The organism is Robinsoniella sp. RHS, assembly GCF_001029355.1.
In the GTDB taxonomy this organism is placed as follows: domain Bacteria; phylum Bacillota; class Clostridia; order Lachnospirales; family Lachnospiraceae; genus Robinsoniella; species Robinsoniella peoriensis.
In genome coordinates, this window is sequence record NZ_JNGB01000030.1 from 1 (window position 1) to 18,870 (window position 18,870).

The window sequence follows — 18,870 nt, forward strand, 5'->3', positions numbered from 1 at the left end:
GTGTACCGACAAGACAGGTACCCTGACAAGAGATAAGGTAGTATTGGAATATCATCTGGATATTGAAGGAAATGAAGATCCAAGAGTATTGCGTCATGGATTTTTAAACAGCTACTATCAGACAGGGCTTAAAAACCTAATGGATATTGCGATTATAGACAGGACGAACGAACTGCAGGAGCAGGAGGTACAGCTTCAGGGTATACAGTCCAACTACGAAAAAGTAGATGAAATACCATTTGATTTCGAAAGACGCAGGATGAGTGTAGTAGTAGCCGATAAAAATGGAAAGACACAGATGATAACAAAAGGTGCAGTGGAGGAGATGCTGCGGGTTTGTGAATTCGCAGAATACGAAGGAAAAGTAGAACCGCTGACGGATCAGATGCGCAATAAAATCCTTACAAAGGTAGAAGAATTAAACGAGAGCGGAATGCGTGTGATAGCAGTGGCACAAAAGACAAATCCATCACCGGAAGGAGCGTTTTCTGTTGCAGATGAGGCGGATATGGTTTTGATTGGCTATCTGGCATTTCTGGATCCGCCGAAGGAAACAGCAGCAGCCGCAATTAAAGCACTGCACGGTTATGGAGTAAATGTAAAAGTTCTGACCGGAGATAATGAAAAGGTTACCTGCTGTATTTGCAAACAGGTAGGCTTATCTACGAAATATTTGCTTCTGGGAACACAGGTGGATGCTATGGATGATGACCAGCTGGCAAAAGAAGCTGAGAAGACAACCGTATTTGCAAAGCTTTCTCCGGTTCAAAAGGCAAGAGTAGTAAAGATCCTCCAAAAGAACGGGCATGTGGTGGGATATATGGGAGATGGAATTAATGACGCAGCAGCGATGAAAGCATCAGATGTGGGAATCTCCGTAGATACGGCGGTGGATATTGCAAAGGAATCGGCAGATACAATTCTTCTGGAAAAAGATCTAATGGTATTGGAAAAGGGAATTCTGGAAGGACGAAAAACCTATGCGAATATGATAAAGTATATAAAAATGACAGCGTCCTCTAATTTTGGAAATATGTTTTCAGTGCTTGCCGCCAGTGCATTTCTGCCGTTTTTACCGATGACAGCAATCCACTTAATCTTGCTGAACCTGATTTATGATATATCCTGTACAGCGATACCATGGGACAATGTAGATATAGAATTTCTGGCTGTGCCCAAAAAGTGGGATGCATCTTCTGTCAGTAAATTCATGTTGTGGATAGGGCCTACCAGTTCGATATTTGATATTGCAACATATCTTGTGATGTATTTCGTAATTTGTCCGTTGATGAGCGGCGGATTACTGTATCATCAAATTTCGGATCCTCAGATGCAGGATGCATTTGTTGCTGTATTTCAGGCAGGCTGGTTTATAGAATCCATGTGGAGCCAGACGTTAGTTATTCATATGATCCGGACAGCAAAAGTTCCATTCATTCAGAGTCATGCAGCAGTCCCGGTAACAATACTGACACTGGGTGGAATCCTGACAGCTACCATAATTCCATTTACGGGATTAGGCAGTGCGATAGGTCTTGCAGCTCTGCCGGCAGTATATTTTGCCATTTTGGCAGCAGTGATTGTTTGTTATATGGGGGTGGCAACTTTTATGAAGAAGATGTATGTGCGGCGGTATGGGGAATTATTGTAGTTTGTTGAAACAAGGTTTGATTTTTCTATGTTTAGAAACTGTAATCTGGAGTGTTGTAGTTTGCTGTTTTGGATAGCAGCAAGGCTTTTTTAACAGCACTCCAGTTTTTTTTGCAATAGAATTGTAAAGAATAATTAAATAAAATGAAATACATATTTTACTCACATTTCTTTGTTAATATAATAAACTGGTGGGTTATTATAAATCATAATAATACATATAGGAGGAGCAATTTAATGAAGAAAAGAGCACCATATATTGTTGCGATGGGACTAGCGGTTCTTGCACTGACCGGATGTCAGGGAAATGATTCTGCAAAGGAGACACAGCCGGGCAGCGTTCAGACAGAAGCTGTATCAGAGGCGAAAACAGAAGCAAAAACAGAGGCTGCCAAAGCAGAGGATACAGAAGCAGGTTCAGAAAAGGCAGTGACAGATGCAGGAAGCGGAGCAGCTGAAAAGAACTCTGAATATGAGGAAGGCGGCTGGAAGATTACCTATGAAGATGTAATGTCAGATACAAAACTGGAAAATGTATCTACACAATTGGGATATACAGACGTCAGCACCAGCGAATATCATAAGCAGGCTTCCGATGGGATGAAATTCTGCATGATTAAGTTAATTTTTGAAAAAGTAGATAGTAAAGAAGAAATTGATTTTACGAAATTAAAGTTAGTTGATGAAAATGGAAAAGAATATAGCCGTATGGACGATACATTCATCAGTGATCTGGGAATGAAACGACTGCAGGGAACAAAGCTTAATTTTGGTACAAATGAAGGCTGGATCTGCTTTGAAGTGGATGAATCAGCCACTCAGCTTACATTAGAATATCCTTTTGAAGCAGGTACACTGAGTATTCAGGTACTTTAGAGGGGATTAACTAGAATGAAGAAAAAATCATTAATAGTAGGTGCAGCAGCTATAGCTATAGTTGTTTGTCTGGGAGGATTTGGATATTTTTATATGACCAGGCCTAATTTAAGGTTTACAAATACCCGAATGAGCGATAAAGATAAAGGGCCGCAATATGTAAAGGTGAAAGTGGATGGCAAAAAGACCATGCCAATTTCTGCAAATGAAGAGTCAGGGAAAAATATAACTACAGACATTCCAAAGGCAGAAAGCCTTGAGGAGACTACATATCAGGTTGATCAGATGATAAACCAGGAACTTCAAAATGGAGATTATACCTTTGAAGAGCCGCTGGTTATACAGGATCCATACCAAAATTCACCGTTAACTGCAGTTGCCGTATACTCCGGGGAAGACAGTACATCTGTCAGAGTTACGGTAAAAGGCAGAAAAGAAGAAAATGATATTGTAGACACAATAGATGCGGCAAGCGATCACCTTATTCCAATTGTCGGTCTTTATCCAAATACCGAAAATGAAGTACTGTTGGAGGAACTGGACGCTGATGGTAAAGTGGTAAAATCTAACACATTGAAGATTCAGACGGAAGATCTGCCGGATGCATTGAGAGAGGCAGTAAAGGTAGAAGAAAAGACGGCAGAATCTGCAATGGGGCTAATGATTGTTACCGGCGGAGGTACACCTTATCTCTATGGATTTGATTCAAACGGTGATATCCGATGGTATCTGTTAAATAAACCAGGTGCTACTTTTGGCGGTTATCCGCTGGCAAATGGGCATTTTCTGATTGAATCGGAAAATACACTGATGCCTACAGCCGGAAAACCCAGATCAGCACAGTTTCACGAAATTGATTTAACAGGCAGAGTTTATCAGGACTTTTTCTTTGCTTCCGGCACACACCATGAAGTAAAGGAAAAGGAAGCAGATGGGAATCTTCTTGTGCTCTCAGATTCCGGAGAAGGTTATGTACAGGATCTCCTTCAGGAATATGACCGTTCAACAGGAGCACTGGTAAAAGAACTGGATTTAAAAGAGGTCTTTAAGGACAGTGGTTACGTCAGCAAATCTGACTGGGCACATACAAATACCTTTTCTTACGATCCTGATACGGACTCTATTATTGTAAATCCAAGAAATCTGCATTCCGGTGTTAAAATCAACTGGAAAACGAATGAAATAGAGTGGATACTTGGAGATCCCAGATTCTGGGAAGGAACCGGATTAGAAGACAAAGTATTGAAACCGGAGGGGGATATACAATGGCATTATCAACCTCATACTCTCTATCAGCTGGCAGAGGATATAGACAATAATCCTGAGACAATCCATGTCATGGTTTTTGATAACCATAATGATTCTGACAGAAAGGTAGATTATTTTAAAGCTACCGGCAGTTCTTATGTAAAACTGTATACCATAGATCCTGCAAAGATGACCGTGACACAGGATCATGTGTATCCGTGTGAATATTCATCTGTTACATCGAACTATCTGCTGGACTATGCAAAAAAGAGAGTATTCGCTGTCAGCGCATATTCTGGTGAATCAGAGACCGGTCTATACGGAAAAATTATAGAATTTGATTTTGATTCGGAAGAGAAATTAAATCAATATTATATTAATCACAATTTTTACAGGAGCTATTCCGTACAGGTGGATCTAAACAGCTGCCTGAAAGAAGTAAATATTAGTGATACCTACTTAAAAGGTGAATTGCGCGTACCGGTACAAGTAGATAAAAAAGTGAATAAGCCGATCCGAAACTTAAAAGAAGATTCCAAAGCGCAGATAAGCATGTCATTATTAAAGGATATTCTTTTATTCACAGCACAGAACCATACTTATACCCAGGTGATTTTTTCTGGTGAAAAGCACACCTATGTATATGATATATCTGATATTAAAATGAGGTCAAAGGTTTCCTTTGTTTATGCAGTACCGATCCCATTAAGTGAGATGACAGCGGATACATACCAGATTTACGCAATGTGTCAGGATGATTATTTCAATCTGAATCAAACGATCACTATTTCTTAGCAGGAGGAGAAAATGAAAAGAAAATTAGTAATGTTGGGGATTTTAACAGGGGTTTTATGCCTTACAACTGCCTGCAGCGGCAAAAGCACGCCTACGCAGGATACACAGGCGGCCCTGGAAACACAGGAGTCAAAAGCGACAGAAGCAGCACAGACGGAAACAGCTCAAAAAGAAACGAAAGCAGCAATGGAATCAGACAGTGAAAAGCCAGGTGAAGAGGAGTCTGAGGCGAAAGAGCCAGTAGCTGTAAAGACAGTTACGGTATCGGACAACCTGGCTGAACAGGCAAAAGTAGATGAGCAGCTTATGGCAGAAGCACAGAACGGCTACACCATTGAGAATCCCTTTGTCGTGGTAAATCCTTATGGAAACTCCCCGTTAACAGCTGTGGCAATCTTTAATACGGAAGATGCTACCGGAGTAAATCTTCTGGTTAAAGGAGATCAGGAGCAGGATAATATAGAAGGAACATTTGCGAAAGAGACAACTCATATTATTCCAATCTATGGTCTGTATGCGGGAAGGGACAATGAAGTTACGTTTACGCTGGATGACGGAACAGAGAAGACAGTGACCGTTACAACGGAAGCTTTAGAAACATCTATCGGAAATAAAGCAGAAGTAAAAACCCTTGATGATACTGCATATGATTTTTCTAAGCTTACATTTGTATCCTGCGGCGGAGAGAATGAAATAGCAGCTTATGACAGTAATGGAGACATCAGATGGTATTGTAAGATTGCAGGTATGCCGTTTAAGCAGTTGTCTAATGGACATTTTATGGCTCTGACGGACACCCTGATTCATCCCTTATACTATATGTCCGGACTCACAGAATTTGATTTGTCAGGAAAAATCTATAATGAATATAGTATCCCGGGTGGATCCCATCATGCAATGTTTGAAATGCCAAACGGCAATCTGCTGGTTGGAAGCTGCAGTACGGATTTTTCCAAAGTGGAAGACCGGATTGTAGAGTTAGACAGAACCACTGGAGAAGTAGTATGGGAACTTCAGCTGGAAGATATTCTGAATCCGGAAGACGGCGGTTCTTTAAACAGGACAGATGAAGACTGGTTCCATAATAATGCGCTGTGGTATGACGAGGCAACCGATACCATTTTACTTTCCGGACGTCATGTAGATGCGGTAATCGGAGTAAATAAAACCGATAAATCCTTAAGCTGGATTATGGGTAATCCTGATGGGTGGACCACGGTTGACTCCAAATACTTCTTTACACCAGTTGGGGAAAACTTTGAATGGCAGTATGCACAGCATAATGTCACCATGCTACCTAACGGAAATGTAATGGTATTTGACAATGGTGCTTCCAGAGCCAAAGCAACGAATCCGGATGCTGCTGTAACCGGTGACCAGGTATATTCCAGAGCTGTTGTGTATCAATTGAATACGGCAGATATGACCATTGAACAGGTATGGGAATATGGAAAAGAAAGAGGTGCCGAATGGTTTTCTTCCTTTATCAGCGGTGCTGACTATATCGGAGAGAACGATTACTGGATAACATCCGGCGGAAATATGTTTGATACAGAAAATAATACTTATGATGTATCTCCTATGAATCAGCTCTCCGGGAATGTAACAAAGCAGGCATACATCAATGAGGTAAAGGATGACAAGCTGGTATTCGAAATGGTGATCCCAGGTCTTGTTTACCGTAGTATCAGAGTTTCCATGTACCAGGAAAGCAACCCATACCTGGATCTGACTGCTAAGGGACAGTGGCTTGGAGATCTTGGAGTTACCCAGACTGCAGAGCAGGAAGTAAACTGCGAAAATGCAGTGGCAGGTGATGCATCCTGGAGCATTGTGCAGAAACCATTTGGTATGATGTTCAGCGGTATTCTAACCAGTAAAAATGAAGAAGTTCAACCTGGTTTCGTGGTATTGAAAGACGAAGAAGGAAATCAGAAGGTATATACTTTAGGACAGATGCCTGTAAAGCAGGATGATGGTTCTACGCTTTTGAATATGTCTGCAACAGTTTCCGGGAAAGGACTGGAAGGCAAGACGTATCATGTCTATATTCAGACGGATGGCAATGTATACGATACTGGATATCAGGTGAAATTTTAGTATGAAGCAGACAAAGAGTATATGCCTACTTTAGGTAATATACTCTTTGTTATTTATATGGAGGGAAAACGATGAAGCATAAATTTATCAGAAGTATGCTGTGTGTCATTACCGTAGCGGCTGCACTAGGCATTTCCGGCTGCTCCACTGCTAAAACGGACAGTAAAGCATCAGATAAGGCACAACAGCAGAAAAACAGCCAGACTGCTTCCACGGAAGCGGAATATACAGATGAGCAAAAAGAGCAGTTCATTGACACGAGAACCAATAAAAAAGAAAAAGGCCCCCAGCTGGTAAAGTATAAGATTGATAAACAGGAAACCACGCTTATTCAGGGGAACGATAAAACAGGGGAAAACATAACAACAGATATTCCGCAGGTTGAGAGTCTGGAAGAAAATACATATCAGGTTGATCAAATGATTCAGGATGAGCTGGAGTCCGGTAACTATACATTTGAAGAACCTTTCGTTATCCAAAATCCTTATCAGAATGCGCCGCTCACTGCTTTTGTAGTTTACACCGGAGACCAGGAGGCCTCGGTAAGGGTTACGGTGAAAGGAAAAGACGAAGAACATAATATTGTTGATACTTTAGACGCAGCTACTCAGCATAAAGTGCCCATTGTCGGCTTATACGCAGATACGGATAATGAGGTACTGCTGGAAGAACTTGATGCTGACGGCAAGGTAATAAAGTCAAGCACAATAAACATAGAAACAGAATCTCTACCGGATGAGCTTAAAGATGTCGTAAAATTAGAAGAAAAGACAACGGTATCTGCCATGGGATTAATGATAGTAACCGGAGGAGGAGCACCTTACCTCTATGGTTTTGATTCCAACGGGGATATCAGGTGGTATCTTCTGAACAAACCCGGGGCCTCTTTTGGAGGCTATCCCCTAACCAACGGACATTTTCTGATCGAAGCAGAAGATACTTTAATGCCTACTTGCGGTAAGCCAAGAGCGGCACAGTTCCATGAAATAGATTTGATGGGAAGAGTATATCAGGATTACTTCTTTAATTCGGGATCACATCATGAGATTAAAGAAAAAGAACCGAATGGCAATCTTCTTGTATTATCAGATTCCGGATCAGGCTATGTGCAGGATTTATTACAGGAATACGACAGAAAAACCGGAGAAATCGTAAAAGAACTGGATTTAAAAGAACTTTTTAAAGACAGTGGATATGTCAGTAAATCTGACTGGGCCCATACCAATACGTTTTCATACGATGCTAAAACAGAATCCGTGCTGGTAAATCCCAGGAATCTGCATTCTGCAGTAAAGATTAATTGGAGTACAAATGAAATAGAATGGATCCTTGGAAACCCCCAATTCTGGGAGGGAACCGGGCTGGAAGATAAAGTACTGCAGCCGGAAGGGGAGGTTCAGTGGCACTATCAGCCTCATACCGTTTACCAGTTGGATGAAGATCTGGATGGAAATCCGGATACAATTCACGTTATGATGTTTGATAATCATTATGCGGCTAACCGAAAAGTGGACTATTTTGATGATACCGGTTATTCTTATGTAAAATCCTATACAATTGATCCTCAAAAAATGACAGTAGTTCAGGATCACGTATATGAATGTGACCGCTCACAGGTAACCTCTAATTTCCTGTTTGACGGAGCGATGAGCCGTGTGTTTGCCGTATGTGCCTATGCAGGTGACTCGGACAGTGGCTTATATGGAAGAGTGATTGAATATGATTACGAAAGTGGTGAAAAACTAAATCAGTACTACATTGACCATAATTTCTATCGTGGCTATTCTATCAAGGTTGATTTAAACAGCTGTATAGATGACGTAAATGTATCGGATTCTTATTTGAAAGGAACCCTTCGAATTCCGGTAGAAGTGAACGAGAAGGCAGAAGCACCCACGGACACCCTTTCATCTGATGAAATGAAAGAGATGAGCGTATCCCTTTATAAAGATATTTTGCTGTTCAGAGCTCAGAATCATGCATTTACCCAGGTTATTCTGGCAGGAAAAGATCATACATACGTTTACGATATTTCCGATTTGAAAACTAAGTCAGAGACAAAATTTGTGTACTCCGTTCCGATTCCGCTGGGTAAGCTTTCACCTGATGAATATGAGATTTATGTAATGTGGCAGGATCGGTATGTATCAATAGATCAATCCTTTACCATAAAATAAACGAACGATACAAAAATTAAAATTCCATAACTGAGTGCTCCTAAAAAGCCGGTGACCCCTATACATGGGGTTATTGGCTTTTTTGCTGTCAGTACCAATCGGAGCCGAAATTATAAAATGGAGTATTTTTACAATTGAAACTGAGTTTATCATATTTTTTTCGTATTTTTATGCTAAAATTCTAACTAAAATGTTTTAGAATAAAGTTGGAGGAGAAAATCAATGATGGAATATCCATTTGAAGGAGAAAAATTAAGTATAACAGTTCAGTGATTTTGAGGGGAGAAATAATGAGTAAGAAAAAAAAGTATATAGTGATAGGTAGTATTGCAGCCGTGCTCCTGTTATTATTAGCCGGTGCTGCAATCTATTATATAACTCAGCCTGATTTTCGTTTTATTGATACCAGAATAAGCAAGAAGGACAAGGGCCCACAATACGTGAAAATAAAAGTGGATGGCAGTGAAACAAAAATCATTGAGAGTAATGATGAATCTGGCAAGAATATATCTGCATCTGAGGGGATTAAGCTGACACAGTCATTAGAAGAACAAACAGTTGAAATTGATGAGATGATTCAGGCTGAATTAGATAAGGGAGAATATAGCTTTGAAGAACCATTGGTAATACTAAATCCGTATCAAAATTCTCCACTTACAGCAGTTGCAGTTTTTTCTACAAAAGAAGAGAGTCAGATTAAGGTAACTGTGAAGGGAAGAACACAAGAAAATGATATCACGGATACCATAGGTGCTACAAGACAGCATATTATACCAATAATTGGTTTATATGCTGAGACGGAAAACAATGTTGTACTGGAGGAACTGGATAAGGATGGGAAAACGACTCGCTCCACTACTCTGAAGATTCTTACAGATTCTTTACCGGATGTATTCATAGATGCAGTGAAAATGGAAAAGAAGACCACCGAATCGTCTGTTAAACTGATGGTAATTACAGGAGGTTCAAATCCCTACGTATATGGATTTGATTCCAGCGGTGACATTAGATGGGCACTCTTGTATACCAAGGGAGCTAACTTTGGAGGATATCCATTAACAAATGGACATTTTCTTATTGAATCAGAAAATACATTGATGGCAAATGCCGGAGAACCCAGATCTGCCCAATATCACGAGGTAGACTATTTAGGAAGAGTATATCAGGATTACTTCTTTACTTCAGGGGCACACCATGAAATAAAGGAAAAAGAACCAGATGGTAATCTGCTTGTCTTATCCGATTCAGGAAATGGATACTTAAAAGATCTTTTGCAAGAATATGATCGTGAGACAGGGGAAATTGTGAAGGAATTAAACTTGCGTCCATTATTCGAAAAAACCGGCTACGTTAACAAAGCAGACTGGGCACATACAAATACTCTTTCCTATGATAAAGCAACAGATTCAATTATAGTAAATCCAAGAAATCTGCACTCTGCAGTTAAAATTAACTGGAGTACAGAGGAAATAGAATGGATACTGGGTGATCCGAAATTCTGGGAAGGTACGGGATTAGAAGAGAAGGTTCTGCAGCCTGAAGGAGATATTTACTGGCATTATCAGCCGCATACAGTGTATCAGCTGGAGGAAGATTTGGACAATGATCCGAATACGATACATGTAATGCTGTTTGATAATCACAATGATAAGAACCGTAAAGTGGAAGGCTTTGAAAATACAGGCTATTCATATGTAAAATTATACACTATTGATCCTGAAAAAATGACAGTAAGACAAGATCATATTTACGAATGTGAATATTCACCGGTTACTTCAAATTACCTGTTAGATTATGAAAATAAAAGGGTGTTTGCAGCATCTGCATATTCAGGAAGTAAAAAGACCGGACTTTATGGCACTGTTACAGAGTATGATTTTGATACTGAAGAAGTATTAAATCAATATAAAATTAATCATAATTATTATCGGGCATATAATATAGAGTTGGATTTTAGCAGTTGTTTGCAAAAAGTGAATGTTGAGGATACATACTTAAAGGGCCAGATACGATTTCCGGTTAAAGTAGATGCGAAAGTAAATAAACCTATTAGAAATTTAAAGGCTGATTCAAAAGCACAGATCAGTATGGCTATGTTAAAAGATATATTGCTATTTACAGCTAAAAATCATTGCTTCACACAAGTTATTTTTTCAGGTCAAGATAACACATATATATATGATATTTCAGATATAAAGGTAAGAATTGAGTATTCCTTTGTTTATGCTATACCCATCCCGTTAACAGAATTTGCAAGTGATACATACAATCTATATATTATGTGCCAGGATGAGTATTTTAATTTAAATCAGTCCATAACCATTTCTTAGTTTGTTTTCTCACGGTTGATTTAGGAATAGCACAAGCTTCTTGCGCTATTCATGGGGGATGTTGAAAAAGTGTTGAGTTATTAACTGCCGTATTCATCATGATACGGCAGTTTTTATCATTTTTCCCAAAACTTCATCCCTTCTTCATAAGGTATCGTAAATTCAATAATACCATTGGAATAGGGTGCAATATCATATTGCTGGAAATAGATTACAATTCCTTCCGGTGTTAAATAAAAGTTATCCGGGGAAAAGGATACAGAGACATTTTGCTCAGGATTTTTAAAATAATCCGGATGGGAAACAGAACTTTCCAATTGCTTGCTTATCATTTCATTGATCTTGTTACGAATATAGCTTTTATAGTCGCTGCCGGGTTCAAAGAAATCCTTGAGGCGGATCATGTGGCCATTATTTAAGTTCCAGGTGTTTGAATAGCGGAGAGTAGAACCATGAGCTCCGCCGGTAAATAAATAGTGGTCAAAATACAGACTTAGAATACAGCTTTCATTGAAAGTTACTTTATACCGGATATCTACCTCGTCCGGGAGAAAAGGATATCCGTGTGTCTTAGTATACTGCAGCTGCATAGAAGCATCATGAAACAGGTTGGTCCGGCATTCATTTTCGTAGACTTTAGCTCTTGTTACATAAAATTTATTAACTTTTTCCAAAGCGTCTTCGTCACAGCCGTCTTTGAGCTGCGGGTAATTAATCGTATAAGAAAGAACAGGGGTATTTTCGAAATACAGGGTATCTTCCAGTAAAAAATCTTCCACAGTAACCATTTTTCCAACTCATTCGTTTTTTCTATTATATGAAGAAAAAAAGCATTTGATAAAAATTCAGGTGACTTTGAGTGGAAAATCCGGATACATAAGAATAAAACATCTTGATTTGTAGAGGAAAAGTAAGACGTGCGGCAGATTTTACAAAGATTTTACACTACATTTTCACGGATTCATGTAAAATAAAAACAGGCAGGAAAATATATGTAAGCTTGTGACACCATGGAATATTGTAGTTTTTCTACAAGAATGGTGATTTCATTTTCCAGGAAGAAGGAATCAGTATGCGTTTAGAAGAAACAATTAGTTTTCGTATCGAAGAAGTTTATGCATCTTTGCGGACATCAGAAAAGCGGACAGCGGATTATGTGTTAGGGTCTTTAGCACAGGTTGGGAAAATGTCACTTACGGATTTGTCAAAAAAGGCAGGGGTAAGCCAGCCTACGATTCTGCGTTTTGTAAAGGCTTTGGGATTTAAGGGATTCCGGGAATTTAAATATGCTGTTGTGGAAGAGATGGCACAGGATGTGAAAACACAGCCGGATGGGATCTCTGCGATGTACGGATACCGGCTGAATGCTTCTGATTCTGTAGATAAGGTGCCCGCCAAAACAATTGCTACCACAATCAAGGTGATGGAAAATACACTGAAATGCATATCTGCCACTAAGTACAGCCAGGTGGTAGAACTCATAGCCAATGCCGATTTAATTGATGTCTATGGTGTGGAAAATTCAGGCACTACGGTCAGTGACCTGTATACGAAGCTGCTCTATCTGGGGCTGAAATGCCGTAGCTTTAATGACTATTACCTGCAGAGAATCTGTGCCAGCAACTTAACAGAAAAAGACGTGGCAATCGGTATCTCTTATTCGGGTTGTTCTAAGGATACGGTAGATGTAATGCGGATAGCCAAAAAAAGCGGGGCAAAAACCATCGTAATTACAAATTTTGAAAATGCACTGATCAGCAAATATGCGGATATTACCCTGTGCACCACTCATGAACAGCTGCTTTATGGTGATGCTATCTTTTCCAGGGCATCCCAGCTTGCCCTGGTGGATATGATTTACCTGGGGATTATTTTAAGTGATTACGATAAATATGCCAGGCGTTTAGATAAGAGCGGACGCATTATAAGAGACAAAGCATATGATGCATAAGTGCGATAATAGCAGACAGCAAAATACTTTCTAAAAGGAATCGAAGAAGGAACTGTAATTTTTGTAGAAAAACTACAAAGATACAGTTCCTTTTTTGTGCCTATTTTACAATAACTTTACAAAGAATTGAACTGGATTTTATTGTTATTTGGAGAGGGCATTGCTATAATGGCGGTGTTCAAAGGAAAACAGTGTTGAAAAGTAAAGGAGTATTGTGATGTTAAAATTAGATCAGGTGAATAAGTCCTATGATGGAGTCAGTATTTTAAATGATATTAGTTTAGAAATAGAGGATGGTCAGATTGTTTCGATCCTGGGACCTTCCGGATGCGGAAAAACGACGCTTTTGAATTTGATTCTGGGAATTACCGATGTAGATAATGGAAGAATTATTTTTAATGATGTAGATATTACTTATGTACCTATGGAAGAGCGTGGATTCAATATTGTATTTCAGGATTATGCCTTGTTCCCAAACCTGAATGTATATAAGAACATTACATACGGATTAAAGAATAAACCGCTGATCGCTTCTAAAAATGAAGTAGAAGAATTAATTGATCTGCTGGGGCTGAGGGAACATCTGTCAAAGAAGATTGACCAGCTCTCAGGAGGTCAGAAGCAGCGGGTAGCGCTGGCAAGGACTATGGTAATGAAACCTAAGATCCTTTTGCTGGATGAGCCGCTGAGTGCCTTAGACGGGGTTATTAAAGAGTCGATCAAGGAGCGGATCAAAACTATTGCAAAAGAATATCATCTCACAACAATTATTGTAACACATGATCCCGAAGAAGCGCTGACATTGTCTGACCGGGTATTGATCGTAAATGAGGGCGGCATTTCCCAGTATGGGAAACCGGAAGATATTATACAGAAGCCGGAAAATGATTTTGTGAAGAACTTCATATTAAACCAATTAGAAATTAAGAGAAACAATATTTTTACTTTATTCCAAATGCCGGGAAAAACCAATTTCGTTTCACAGGCGGTATAGGGTTATGAAGAAAAATAAAGAGGTCAAAGTTGTATTTATTTTGCTGGCACTGCTCTTTCTCATATTTCTGGCAGTGCCGGTAGTACAGCTTTTATTAAAGTCTATTGTGGGCGGTTCTGGCATCAGCCTGGAATACTATAAATCAGTATTTACCGGCAGAGGGTTTGGGAAAGCCGTAGGAAACAGCTTTTTGATAGCGGGAGTCAGTGCATTTGTAACGACTCTGCTGGCATTTTTTATGGCATATACGATTCATTATACTAACATTGCACAGTTTTATAAAAAAATCATAAGAGCCATTGCAGTTCTTCCCATGCTGCTGCCTACAATTACATATGGATTTGCAATTATCTATTCATTTGGAAAACAGGGGCTTCTCACAAAATTATTTGGAACACAGCTGTTTGAAATATATGGATTTAATGGACTGCTGCTAGGTTATGTGATTTATACCCTTCCCATTTCCTTCATGCTGATTGACAACACCATGCGGTTTATTGATAAAAAATATATGATCGTATCCAGGATCATGGGAGACAATGGATTTTCAACTTTTTGGATTACGGTTGTGAGGCCCCTTCTGGGAACTTTGGCGGCATCTTTTATCCAGTCGTTTTTCCTCTGTTTTACGGATTTCGGTATCCCGGCATCGGTAGGAGGGGAATTCGATGTAATTGCAAGTGTGCTGTATAATCAGATGCTTGGAAGCATTCCGGATTTCAACAAAGGGGCAGTCGTGGCAGTCGTAATGCTGGTACCTTCCATTGTAAGCATCCTGGTACTGCATTATCTGGAAAAATATAATGTCCGGTACAATAAAATATCGGCAATTGAAATTAAGAAAAACAAAAAACGGGATACATCATGTGCGATTATCAGCGGAATATTTATGCTCTGTATCGTATCCATATTCTTGGTGATCTTCATTGTTCCATTTGTGGAAGAATGGCCATACAATATTCGTTTTACGCTGAAAAACATTCAGAATGTTCTGTCAGATCCCAATCTGTCCAATGTATATACGAATTCATTATTTGTAGCTGTGATTACAGCAGTCTGCGGAACGCTGACCGCCTACGGAGCTGCACTGGTTACAGCCAGAAGTACCATTAACAGCAAGTTAAAAAGCGTAATCGAGAGCATTGCTCTTATTACAAATACCATTCCCGGGATGGTTTTAGGTCTTGCATTCCTGTTTGCATTTTCAGGAAGCAGCCTGCAGAACACATTTTTTATCATTATTATCTGCAACATCGTTCATTTCTTCTCTACACCCTATTTAATGATGAAAAATTCTCTGACAAAAATGAATGCATCCTGGGAAACAACGGCGAAACTGATGGGTGATAATTGGATTAAAACAGTCATTCGGATTGTAACGCCCAATGCAGTTTCCACAATACTGGAAGTCTTCAGTTACTATTTTATTAATGCTATGGTGACAATCAGTGCGGTAATCTTCATTGCAGGAGCCAGAACGATGGTTATCACCACCAAAATCAAAGAATTACAGCACTATGCAAAATTTAATGAGATATTTGTGTTATCGCTGTTAATTTTATTTACCAATATCCTTGGGAAAATTATATTCCAATGGCTGGCTAATCGCAAACAGAGAAATTCAAAAGGAGAGTAATATTATGAAAAGATGGAAAAGAGCAACAGCAGCGCTTATGGCAGGAGTGATTCTGGCATCGGGAACTTTAATGGCAGGCTGCGGTAAAAAAAATGATCAGGTAATTATTTATTCCAATGCGGATGACGAGGCTATGACAGCCATGAAAAATGCGCTGGACAATAATGGATTTAAGGACAAATACATACTGCAGTCATTTGGAACATCCGAACTTGGCGGGAAGCTCCTGGCAGAAGGGACGAATATAGAGGCTGATTTAGTAACGATGAGTTCCTTCTATATTGATAGTGCGCAGCAGCAAAACAGTATGTTCAAAGATTTAACATTTGACCATAAAACTTTAACGGAGTACCCATCCTATTATACACCGATTACCGCTCAGGAAGGCGCAATTATTGTAAATACCGAACTTATGAAAGAAAAGAACCTTCCCATGCCAAAATCATTAAAAGACCTTGCGGATCCACAATACAAAGATATGGTTTCCGTAACGGATATCATGTCATCCTCTACAGCATGGCTTCTGATTCAGGCACTTGTATCGGCTTATGGGGAAGATGGAGCAAAAGATGTGCTGACTAAGATTTATGAAAATGCAGGACCGCATATTGAGGACTCCGGCTCAGGACCAATCAAAAAAGTGCGTGCAGGTGAAGTTGCTATTGGATTCGGATTAAGGCATCAGGCAGCGGCAGATAAGAAGAGCGGTCTGCCCATCGACTTCGTAGATCCTGAAGAAGGTAATTTTTCACTCACCGAATCAGCTGCAGTAATTGATAAGGGTGATAAAACAAATGAAATGGCAATGGAGATGGCAGACTGTATTATCAATAAGGGCAGAGCAGAATTAATTAAGACTTATCCAATTCCAATTTATGAAGGTGAAACAGCTGACAGCGAAAATATGTCTGCAAATCCAAAAATATTTGAAGAAGCTTTGACGGTGGATGTTTTAAAGAGACATCAGGAATTATCAGAAGGCAGTAAAGCAAAATAATACAAAAAGTATAAAAACAGATAAATTCAATTAATTAAAATATAAAATAAAAATAATCAAATTAAGGAGATATACACAAATGAATAACTATAAATTATTAACCCCTGGACCATTAACTACGACAGATACTGTTAAAAAGGAGATGATGTTTGATCATTGTACATGGGATGACGATTACAAACAGATTACGATGAAGATCAGAAAACAGCTTCTTGAGCTGGCACATGTTGCCGAAGAAGACTACACGGTAGTTCTGATGCAGGGAAGCGGAACCTTTGGGGTTGAATCTGTCATTACCAGTGTAATCGGTGATGGAGAAAAGCTATTAATTGCATCGAATGGAGCATATGGGGAACGTATGGGAGATATTGCAAAGCATGGGAAAATTCCTTATACTTTATACCAGCAGGATTATGACAAGGTTCCGGATGCCGAAAAAATAGCGGAACTTTTGGATGCAGATCCTCAGATCACCCATGTGTCTATGGTACACAGCGAAACTACTTCCGGGATCTTAAACGATATTCAGGCTGTTGCAAAGGTTGTAAAAGAAAGAGGACGCACCTTTATCGTAGATGCAATGAGCAGCTTTGGCGGTGTAGAAATTCCAGTTGGGGAATGGGGAATTGATTTCATCGTGAGCAGTGCCAATAAATGCATCCAGGGAGTTCCGGGATTCTCCTTTATCATAGCTAATAAAGAGAAACTGATGGAAAGCAAAGGGAAAGCAAGAAGCCTGTCATTAGATTTATATGACCAGTGGGAAACCATGAACAAGGATGGAAAATGGAGATTTACATCCCCCACCCATGTAGTTCTGGCATTTTCAAAAGCATTAGACGAACTTCAAACAGAAGGCGGTATAGAAGCCAGAAGCAAACGCTATTATGACAATAACAGGCTATTAATAGAGAAGTTAGAAAAAATGGGAGTTCGTCCATATATAGGAGGTGTTCTGCAGGGACCGATTATTACAACCTTTTTCTATCCGGATAACCATCACTTTTCCTTCGATGAAATGTACCGTTACATCAAGGAGAGAGGTTATGCAATCTATCCTGGAAAAGTTACAGAGGCTGACACCTTCCGTATCGGCAATATCGGTGAGATCTATAGAGAAGATATTGAAAAGTTATGTGAAATCATGGAAGCGTTTTTTCGCCAGCATTAGAACCTGTTTTAAAGTTACTTTCTGAAAGTTTCTAAAACGGTACGTTTAGTAGAAAATTCAAATGTATATATTTCGTCATACGTAATGAGCAAACGTGAAAAGATAAGGAGACAGAACATGAATAATATAGAAGCAATTATTTTAGATTGGGCAGGAACCGCCGTAGACTACGGATGTTTTGCGCCGGTACAGGCATTTGTCGAAGTGTTTAAACACTTTGGAATCGAGCCCACTATGGAAGAAGTCAGAAAACCAATGGGTATGCTGAAAAGAGATCATATCCGTACCATGCTTGCAATGCCCCGCATACAGAAATTATGGGTTGAAAAATATCAGGGTCCATCGCAGGAAAGCGATGTGGAAAAGCTCTATGAGTTATTCGAAAGCAAATTACTGAGTATACTGGACGAATTTGCACAGCCAAAGCCTTATGTGCTGGAAACAGTTGAACAGTTGAGAGAAAAAGGCATAAAAATCGGGTCAACAACCGGTTATACAGATATTATGATGGATATCGTAACGCAGAAGGCAAAAGAAGCCGGATATGAGCCGGATGCATGGTTTAGTCCGGATGCTGTGGGCAGCATGGGACGCCCATATCCTTTCATGATTTTCAAGAACATGGAGACCCTTAAAATATCTTCCGTACAAAGCGTCATAAAGGTGGGAGATACCGTATCTGATATAAAAGAAGGAAAAAATGCCGGTGTATATACCGTTGGCATACTGGAAGGCAGTTCCGAGATGGCACTTACCCAGGAGGAATATGAGGCTCTTTCCAAAGAAGAAAAACAGGCAGAACTGGACAGAGTGAGTAAAATCTATAAAGAAGCCGGTGCAGACTGTGTGATTAAGGATATCCGTGGGATCTTAGAATTAATATAATTAATGAGGTACAGATTGAGAAAGACCTTGAATCGATAGATACGTATTAGTGCGTGTTGG

General features: G+C 39.6%; 13 protein-coding genes. 12 read left to right on the forward strand and 1 reads right to left on the reverse strand.

Annotated elements, in window-relative coordinates; translation table 11 throughout:
* From mgtA to RHS_RS14420, 6 genes are all read left to right on the forward strand, one after another.
* Positions 1–1,651, forward strand: a 1,651-nt coding sequence (mgtA, locus tag RHS_RS14395) for a magnesium-translocating P-type ATPase (protein ID WP_047833573.1), incomplete at its 5' end; no start/stop codon positions are given.
* A 236-nt stretch (positions 1,652–1,887) separates the two neighbouring features.
* Positions 1,888–2,526: a DUF4352 domain-containing protein gene (locus RHS_RS14400; protein ID WP_044293031.1), complete on the forward strand. Its 639-nt coding sequence runs from the start codon at positions 1,888–1,890 to the stop codon at positions 2,524–2,526.
* A gap of 15 nt (positions 2,527–2,541) precedes the next feature.
* Positions 2,542–4,569: an aryl-sulfate sulfotransferase gene (locus tag RHS_RS14405; RefSeq protein WP_047833574.1), complete on the forward strand. Its 2,028-nt coding sequence runs from the start codon at positions 2,542–2,544 to the stop codon at positions 4,567–4,569.
* A gap of 12 nt (positions 4,570–4,581) precedes the next feature.
* On the forward strand, positions 4,582–6,669 hold the full coding sequence (locus RHS_RS14410; protein WP_395022447.1) for an aryl-sulfate sulfotransferase: 2,088 nt from the start codon (positions 4,582–4,584) through the stop codon (positions 6,667–6,669).
* A gap of 71 nt (positions 6,670–6,740) precedes the next feature.
* Complete coding sequence (locus RHS_RS14415; RefSeq protein WP_044293027.1) at positions 6,741–8,846, forward strand: aryl-sulfate sulfotransferase; 2,106 nt, start codon at positions 6,741–6,743, stop codon at positions 8,844–8,846.
* Between the two features lie 290 nt (positions 8,847–9,136).
* The gene (locus RHS_RS14420) at positions 9,137–11,176 is read left to right on the forward strand and encodes an aryl-sulfate sulfotransferase (RefSeq protein WP_047833575.1); all 2,040 of its coding nucleotides are present in this window, start codon (positions 9,137–9,139) and stop codon (positions 11,174–11,176) included.
* 116 nt (positions 11,177–11,292) lie between these two features.
* Here the strand turns inward: RHS_RS14420 and RHS_RS14425 are convergent, their stop codons facing one another.
* Positions 11,293–11,964, reverse strand: a complete 672-nt coding sequence (locus tag RHS_RS14425; protein WP_027293640.1) for a DUF3298 and DUF4163 domain-containing protein — start codon at positions 11,962–11,964, stop codon at positions 11,293–11,295.
* Between the two features lie 284 nt (positions 11,965–12,248).
* Between RHS_RS14425 and RHS_RS14430 the strand changes: the two genes are divergently transcribed.
* From RHS_RS14430 to phnX, 6 genes are all read left to right on the forward strand, one after another.
* On the forward strand, positions 12,249–13,127 hold the full coding sequence (locus tag RHS_RS14430) for a MurR/RpiR family transcriptional regulator (protein WP_027293641.1): 879 nt from the start codon (positions 12,249–12,251) through the stop codon (positions 13,125–13,127).
* 217 nt (positions 13,128–13,344) lie between these two features.
* On the forward strand, positions 13,345–14,121 hold the full coding sequence (locus tag RHS_RS14435) for an ABC transporter ATP-binding protein (RefSeq protein ID WP_027293642.1): 777 nt from the start codon (positions 13,345–13,347) through the stop codon (positions 14,119–14,121).
* 4 nt (positions 14,122–14,125) lie between these two features.
* Positions 14,126–15,757, forward strand: a complete 1,632-nt coding sequence (locus RHS_RS14440) for an ABC transporter permease subunit (protein ID WP_044289300.1) — start codon at positions 14,126–14,128, stop codon at positions 15,755–15,757.
* A gap of 4 nt (positions 15,758–15,761) precedes the next feature.
* Positions 15,762–16,754, forward strand: coding sequence for an extracellular solute-binding protein (locus tag RHS_RS14445; protein WP_027293643.1), 993 nt, complete (start codon positions 15,762–15,764; stop codon positions 16,752–16,754).
* 79 nt (positions 16,755–16,833) lie between these two features.
* Positions 16,834–17,925: a 2-aminoethylphosphonate--pyruvate transaminase gene (locus RHS_RS14450; protein WP_027293644.1), complete on the forward strand. Its 1,092-nt coding sequence runs from the start codon at positions 16,834–16,836 to the stop codon at positions 17,923–17,925.
* A 117-nt stretch (positions 17,926–18,042) separates the two neighbouring features.
* Complete coding sequence (phnX, locus tag RHS_RS14455; RefSeq protein ID WP_027293645.1) at positions 18,043–18,810, forward strand: phosphonoacetaldehyde hydrolase; 768 nt, start codon at positions 18,043–18,045, stop codon at positions 18,808–18,810.
* Positions 18,811–18,870: the final 60 nt, after the last annotated feature.

Excerpts from the sequence above, each read along its gene's own strand:
- RHS_RS14400 (WP_044293031.1), top strand. The coding sequence starts at position 1,888 with ATGAAGAAAAGAGCACCATATATTGTTGCGATGGGACTAGCGGTTCTT.
- RHS_RS14405 (WP_047833574.1), top strand. The coding sequence starts at position 2,542 with ATGAAGAAAAAATCATTAATAGTAGGTGCAGCAGCTATAGCTATAGTT.
- RHS_RS14410 (WP_395022447.1), top strand. The coding sequence starts at position 4,582 with ATGAAAAGAAAATTAGTAATGTTGGGGATTTTAACAGGGGTTTTATGC.
- RHS_RS14415 (WP_044293027.1), top strand. The coding sequence starts at position 6,741 with ATGAAGCATAAATTTATCAGAAGTATGCTGTGTGTCATTACCGTAGCG.
- RHS_RS14420 (WP_047833575.1), top strand. The coding sequence starts at position 9,137 with ATGAGTAAGAAAAAAAAGTATATAGTGATAGGTAGTATTGCAGCCGTG.
- RHS_RS14425 (WP_027293640.1), bottom strand. The coding sequence starts at position 11,964 with ATGGTTACTGTGGAAGATTTTTTACTGGAAGATACCCTGTATTTCGAA.
- RHS_RS14430 (WP_027293641.1), top strand. The coding sequence starts at position 12,249 with ATGCGTTTAGAAGAAACAATTAGTTTTCGTATCGAAGAAGTTTATGCA.
- RHS_RS14435 (WP_027293642.1), top strand. The coding sequence starts at position 13,345 with ATGTTAAAATTAGATCAGGTGAATAAGTCCTATGATGGAGTCAGTATT.
- RHS_RS14440 (WP_044289300.1), top strand. The coding sequence starts at position 14,126 with ATGAAGAAAAATAAAGAGGTCAAAGTTGTATTTATTTTGCTGGCACTG.
- RHS_RS14445 (WP_027293643.1), top strand. The coding sequence starts at position 15,762 with ATGAAAAGATGGAAAAGAGCAACAGCAGCGCTTATGGCAGGAGTGATT.
- RHS_RS14450 (WP_027293644.1), top strand. The coding sequence starts at position 16,834 with ATGAATAACTATAAATTATTAACCCCTGGACCATTAACTACGACAGAT.
- phnX (WP_027293645.1), top strand. The coding sequence starts at position 18,043 with ATGAATAATATAGAAGCAATTATTTTAGATTGGGCAGGAACCGCCGTA.